Annotated in this window: 8 protein-coding genes; 7 read left to right on the top strand and 1 reads right to left on the bottom strand. The window is 35.9% G+C overall.

Annotation, left to right across the window (positions count from 1 at the left end):
- The first annotated feature begins 92 nt into the window (after nucleotides 1-92).
- The 3 genes from BAZSYMA_RS03840 to prfB all read left to right on the top strand — a co-directional run bounded on the left by BAZSYMA_RS03840 (nucleotide 93) and on the right by prfB (nucleotide 1,805).
- Nucleotides 93-323 carry an HP1242/YdcH family protein gene (locus tag BAZSYMA_RS03840; protein WP_090715797.1) on the top strand — a complete coding sequence of 77 codons (231 nt, stop codon included), beginning with the start codon at nucleotides 93-95 and terminating at the stop codon, nucleotides 321-323.
- A 50-nt stretch (nucleotides 324-373) separates the two neighbouring features.
- Nucleotides 374-634 (top strand): 30S ribosomal protein S15, encoded by a 261-nt coding sequence (gene rpsO, locus BAZSYMA_RS03835; RefSeq protein WP_090715795.1) that lies wholly within the window; start codon nucleotides 374-376, stop codon nucleotides 632-634.
- A gap of 76 nt (nucleotides 635-710) precedes the next feature.
- Nucleotides 711-1,805 (top strand): peptide chain release factor 2, encoded by a 1,095-nt coding sequence (gene prfB / locus BAZSYMA_RS03830; RefSeq protein ID WP_090715792.1) that lies wholly within the window; start codon nucleotides 711-713, stop codon nucleotides 1,803-1,805.
- On the opposite strand, the gene BAZSYMA_RS03825 is transcribed toward prfB, so the two are convergent.
- The gene (locus BAZSYMA_RS03825; RefSeq protein ID WP_090715789.1) at nucleotides 1,800-2,126 is read right to left on the bottom strand and encodes a winged helix-turn-helix transcriptional regulator; all 327 of its coding nucleotides are present in this window, start codon (nucleotides 2,124-2,126) and stop codon (nucleotides 1,800-1,802) included. The genes prfB and BAZSYMA_RS03825 overlap by 6 nt on opposite strands.
- Before the next feature lie 113 nt (nucleotides 2,127-2,239).
- Between BAZSYMA_RS03825 and BAZSYMA_RS10360 the strand changes: the two genes are divergently transcribed.
- From BAZSYMA_RS10360 to BAZSYMA_RS03805, 4 genes are all read left to right on the top strand, one after another.
- On the top strand, nucleotides 2,240-3,244 hold the full coding sequence (locus tag BAZSYMA_RS10360) for a YbhB/YbcL family Raf kinase inhibitor-like protein (RefSeq protein WP_237731676.1): 1,005 nt from the start codon (nucleotides 2,240-2,242) through the stop codon (nucleotides 3,242-3,244).
- Nucleotides 3,245-3,257: 13 nt separating this feature from the next.
- Complete coding sequence (locus BAZSYMA_RS03815; protein ID WP_090715786.1) at nucleotides 3,258-3,911, top strand: NAD(P)H-dependent oxidoreductase; 654 nt, start codon at nucleotides 3,258-3,260, stop codon at nucleotides 3,909-3,911.
- A 5-nt stretch (nucleotides 3,912-3,916) separates the two neighbouring features.
- The gene (locus BAZSYMA_RS03810) at nucleotides 3,917-4,312 is read left to right on the top strand and encodes a VOC family protein (protein ID WP_090715784.1); all 396 of its coding nucleotides are present in this window, start codon (nucleotides 3,917-3,919) and stop codon (nucleotides 4,310-4,312) included.
- Nucleotides 4,313-4,321: 9 nt separating this feature from the next.
- Nucleotides 4,322-4,865, top strand: a 544-nt coding sequence (locus BAZSYMA_RS03805) for an NAD(P)H-dependent oxidoreductase (RefSeq protein WP_090715781.1), incomplete at its 3' end; no start/stop codon positions are given.

Here is a 4,865-nt window from a genome sequence, read left to right as displayed (position 1 = left end):
CTATTTTTGGATTTGGGACATTGTTAACTGTCGGGTTAATAGCAAAACAAGTGTATAATTTTATCCCTTGAACTTAATTAGGATAAAGCATCATGGAACATCACCCACTCATTAAAGAATTTCCTGAACACAAAGAGAAAATTCACGAACTAAAAGTTAATAACAATCATTTTAGAAAGTTAGCTTTTGAATACGAAGGTATTGATAAAGCAATTGTTCGCGGCGAGCAAGGTATTGAAAATCTAGGTGATGTTTATCTTGAAAACTTGAAAAAAGAGCGTTTGTTACTCAAAGATTTACTCTACAAAATGTTGCAAAATTAGCAAAATCCGAGTATAATTATCCCTTTTATATTTTTTAGAGCATAACACTTATGTCAATTGATACACAAGCAATCATTAAACAGTACCAGTCTTCTGAAGGCGACACTGGTTCAACCAATGTACAAGTTGCACTATTAACTGCACGCATCCAACACTTAACCGGTCACTTTAAAACACATAAAAAAGACCATCACTCAAGAAGAGGTTTATTACGCTTAGTTTCTCAGCGTAAGAAGTTATTGGCTTATCTTAGAAGTAACGATACAAGTGCTTATTCAAATTTAATTTCTCGTTTAGGTCTTAGAAAGTAATTTCGTGCCTTAAATAAAAAAAGCCCCTTCTTTGTGGGGCTTTTTTTATATCTGTTAGTGCGTAAAATGCTTGCTTATGGAACTCTCACCCACTTATCAAAAAATTGACGATCTAACTCAGCGTTCGTCTGCTTTATCCATACACCTAAATTTAGAAGAAAAACAAGGTTGCTTGGAGGAAGTGTTATTAGAAATGGAAAATCCAGATATTTGGTCTAACCCAGAAACCGCACAAGCTTTGGGCAAGGAAAAATCAACCTTAGAATCTATTTGCCAGACTTTTGATAACGCAAATGCGATTTTAGCAGATGCCAAAGAACTCTTAGATATGGCGCAATCTGAAAGTGATGAAGATACCGCTAACAGTGTAATTGCTGATTTGGAGGCAATTGAAATTTCTATTGCAAGGTTAGAGTTTCAAAGAATGTTCAGTGGCAAATTGGATATAAACCACGCTTACTTAGATATTCAATCTGGCTCAGGTGGGACTGAAGCACAAGATTGGGCAGAAATGGTGTTGCGCATGTATCTGCGTTGGGGTGAAAAACACAACTTCAAAGTCAAATTGATGGAAGCCTCAGCAGGTGAGGTTGCTGGCATTAAATCTGCCACTATTCATTTTGAAGGTGAATATGCCTTTGGTTGGCTCAGAAGCGAAATCGGCATCCATCGTTTGGTTAGAAAATCCCCCTTCAATGCTAATGGAAAACGCCATACCTCTTTTTGCTCAGTGTTCGTATCCCCTGAGATTGATGACAATATCGATATTGAAATCAACAAGAGTGAGATTCGTATTGATACCTACCGAGCCAGTGGCGCAGGTGGACAACATGTGAATAAAACCGACTCTGCTGTTCGCATCACACACTTACCGACCAGCACCGTGGTGCAATGTCAAGATGGGCGTAGTCAACACGCCAATAAAGACCAAGCGATGAAACAACTCAAATCCAAACTGTATGAATTAGAAATGCAAAAACGCAACAGTGAAAACCAAGAAACTGAAGACGGAAAATCTGACATTGGCTGGGGTCATCAAATTCGTTCTTATGTATTGGACCAATCTCGCATTAAGGACTTACGCACAGGGGTTGAATCATCTAACACTCAAGATGTCTTAGATGGCAACTTAGATAAATTTATTGAGGCAAGTTTAAAAGCGGGGTTATAACTTTCTTTGTTTTTGATAATTTTTACCCCATTTTTCTAACGATAAAATCGTATTTTTAAGTGATTTTCCCTGTTCCGTAAGACTGTACTCAACCTTAGGTGGCACCACTCTATACACCTTTCGATGAACCAATCCATCGCTTTCAAGCTCTCTGAGTTGTTTAGTGAGCATTCTTTGGGTAATATTTGGCATAAATTTTCTCAATTCACCAAATCTTTTTTTATCCTCAATCAAATGATACAAAATAATTCCCTTCCATTTACCACCGATTAAACTAAGGGTTAATTCTACGGGGCAATTCGCTCCTCTTTTATTTTCCATTTTTTACTCCTTTAGTATAATAAAGTATACTATATGCCAATTATGTGCCTACTTGACAAAAATATATTGTTATTCTATCATTCTTTTTTAACTCAATAACAGGAATAGACAAAATGAAAAAAATAATTAACTTTATCAATATCACTTTATTACTTGCCTTTATAAACACAGTTTACGCTTATCAATTGCCAGAAGCTAAACAAGTGAATATCGATCAAAGCATTGCAACCAAACAAGCAGATAAAATGATATTAGCAGCTAAACGATATGCAGCTTTTTGGAATACTGGTGAAGAAAAATTCGCAAAACAAGCGCTGGCAAATGACTTTATAGATCTTAACCTTCCTAAAGGCAGAAAACAAGGCAAACAAGGTCCATTAGATGCCTCAAAATGGTTTCGTAGCGTTGTACCCGATTTGACCGCAAATATTGAGGAGATGTTTGTTGTGGAAGATAAAGTAATTTTACGGCTAAAATTTAAAGGACATTTTACGGGTAAATTTTATAACACTGCTGGCAAAGGGCAAAAAATTGAATTTAGCGCCGTAGATATGTACACCATTGAAAATGGCAAGATAAAAAGTAATTGGCATCTTGAAGACAATCAAACTTTAATGCAGCAATTAAATAAATATCCAAGCTCTAAAAACTTTACATTATTTAGTAAAGACATAAAAACAGAAAAAACCATAACTACCAATCAATACTGGAACAATTTTGGCTGCACAGGAAAAAATGAACGCCCTGATTTGTCTTGGACTGGCATACCTAAAGACACCAAAAGTTTGGCAATTACCTTTTATGACAAAGATGCGCCAACGGGTAGCGGATTTTGGCATTGGACAGCTTACAATATTCCCGCAGACACAAAAAACATCGATCCAAACACTTTACCGCAAGGAGCAGTTGATGCCAATACAGATATGGGAAAACCAGGTTATTTTGGCCCCTGCCCTCCCGTAGGCAGAACTCACAACTATGTATTTACCCTGCACGCTTTAGATACAGATAAATTAACCCCGCCAGCAGGTGCTACTTCAGCTTTAGTTAGATTTTTTATTAACCAACATACGATTGCCAAAACAACACTATCTGTCATTGCTGGGCCGAGAAAATAAAGAGGGAAAAATAATGACTCATCAAATTATTAAAGATTTAAACTGGCGACATTCAACCAAAAAATATGATGCCACTCAACAAGTGTCTGAAGAAAATTGGGAGATAATTTATAAGACAATGCGTTTGTCTGCCTCATCTATTAATTCACAGCCTTGGCGCTTTATAGTGATAAAAAGCAAAGCAGCAAGAATGCGCATGAGTCAAACATTTGCCCATAAATTTGAATTTAATGAACCGCATGTTCACGAGAGTTCAGCAATCATTTTATTCGCCCATAATCCCAAATATACTCGTGAAGATTACGCCGAAGTGGTGGACAAAGGCATTGAAGATGGTAGAACCAAACCTGAAGATAGGGAAGATGCCTTTGGTGGGTTTTTCTTCGCTGAACTCAACACCGATAAAAATGGCAACACCGCCCCTTGGACAAAGGCACAACTATATTTAGCACTGGGTAACACACTACACACTCTAGCTCGTTTAAGAATTGATTCAACGCCGATAGAAGGGATAGATACTGACTTGGTCAATCAAGAATTTAAACAAGAACTGGGTGGTTATCAATGCGAAGTAGCGCTAGCAATAGGCTATCGACACACCGAAGACTACAACGATAAACTGACAAAAACTCGTCGTAGCTTGAAAAGTATCCTATTTGAAATATAGAAATAATGAATATAGAGTTTAATCATATCGGTCTAAGGTGTAAAAATATTGACACTATTGCCACTTTTTTCATAGAAATAATCGGTTTAATGAAAGGCTTTAGACCACCGTTCACTTTCTCTGGATATTGGCTATATTTACCACAAAATAAGCATAATGCAATCATTCATATTTTTGCTGAAGAGGCGAATTTTAATGGCTTTTCATCAAAAACTAACAATAATAATAACCTGCTTGATCATATTGCTTTTTCTAGGAATGATTATTCAGATTTTATCCAACATATAACCAACTTAAAAATTTCTTTTAACGAAAATTTTGTACCCGATTCAAATACACAACAAGTATTTGTAAAAGGTCCGGAAAATTTAATCATTGAAATTGATTTTATTAATCCATAGGGGAAAAATATGAACATATTATTAATTACAGCAGGATATTCGATTTTTGATGCCAAAGGGCAGCTTAACGGGTTCTTAAGTTATTTAACCGATAAAACTTTGAGTAAAAAAGGTCATAAAGTAAAAATCTCAGATGTAACCAAAGAAACACTAGATATGGATAGAGAGCTAGACAAGCTTTTATGGGCAGATGCCATTATTTACATTATGCCAATTATGTGGTTCAATATGCCCGCTCCATTGGTTAAATGGCTTGATGAGGTTTTACTGTATGAAAAAACTTTTGTTATTACCGATGAATACGGCGAAGGTGGTCAAGTTCCAGCTGATAAATTTATGATTGTAACGACTTCTAATATGAATAGTAGTGATTTGGGTAAAGGTTTTGTCCTAAAAAATGCATCTCATATTAATGATTTGTTACAGCCATTGATAATGACCAACCATTATTTAAGCATTCGCAACCAAATCCCGACTTTTCATGCAGATAATGTAATTGCAGGTGACACTAATTGGATTGAAAAAGACTATATTAAACACCTTAATAAATATT

The organism is Bathymodiolus azoricus thioautotrophic gill symbiont (genome assembly GCF_001298715.1).
Classification (GTDB): domain Bacteria; phylum Pseudomonadota; class Gammaproteobacteria; order PS1; family Pseudothioglobaceae; genus Thiodubiliella.
Note: the sequence above shows the minus strand (reverse complement) of the source record. Positions and strands in the feature narration are given on the sequence as shown.

Coding starts and splice junctions, on each gene's coding strand:
- rpsO (WP_090715795.1), top strand. CDS start 374: ATGTCAATTGATACACAAGCAATCATTAAACAGTACCAGTCTTCTGAA.
- BAZSYMA_RS10360 (WP_237731676.1), top strand. CDS start 2,240: ATGAAAAAAATAATTAACTTTATCAATATCACTTTATTACTTGCCTTT.
- BAZSYMA_RS03815 (WP_090715786.1), top strand. CDS start 3,258: ATGACTCATCAAATTATTAAAGATTTAAACTGGCGACATTCAACCAAA.
- BAZSYMA_RS03825 (WP_090715789.1), bottom strand. CDS start 2,126: ATGGAAAATAAAAGAGGAGCGAATTGCCCCGTAGAATTAACCCTTAGT.
- prfB (WP_090715792.1), top strand. CDS start 711: ATGGAACTCTCACCCACTTATCAAAAAATTGACGATCTAACTCAGCGT.
- BAZSYMA_RS03810 (WP_090715784.1), top strand. CDS start 3,917: ATGAATATAGAGTTTAATCATATCGGTCTAAGGTGTAAAAATATTGAC.
- BAZSYMA_RS03840 (WP_090715797.1), top strand. CDS start 93: ATGGAACATCACCCACTCATTAAAGAATTTCCTGAACACAAAGAGAAA.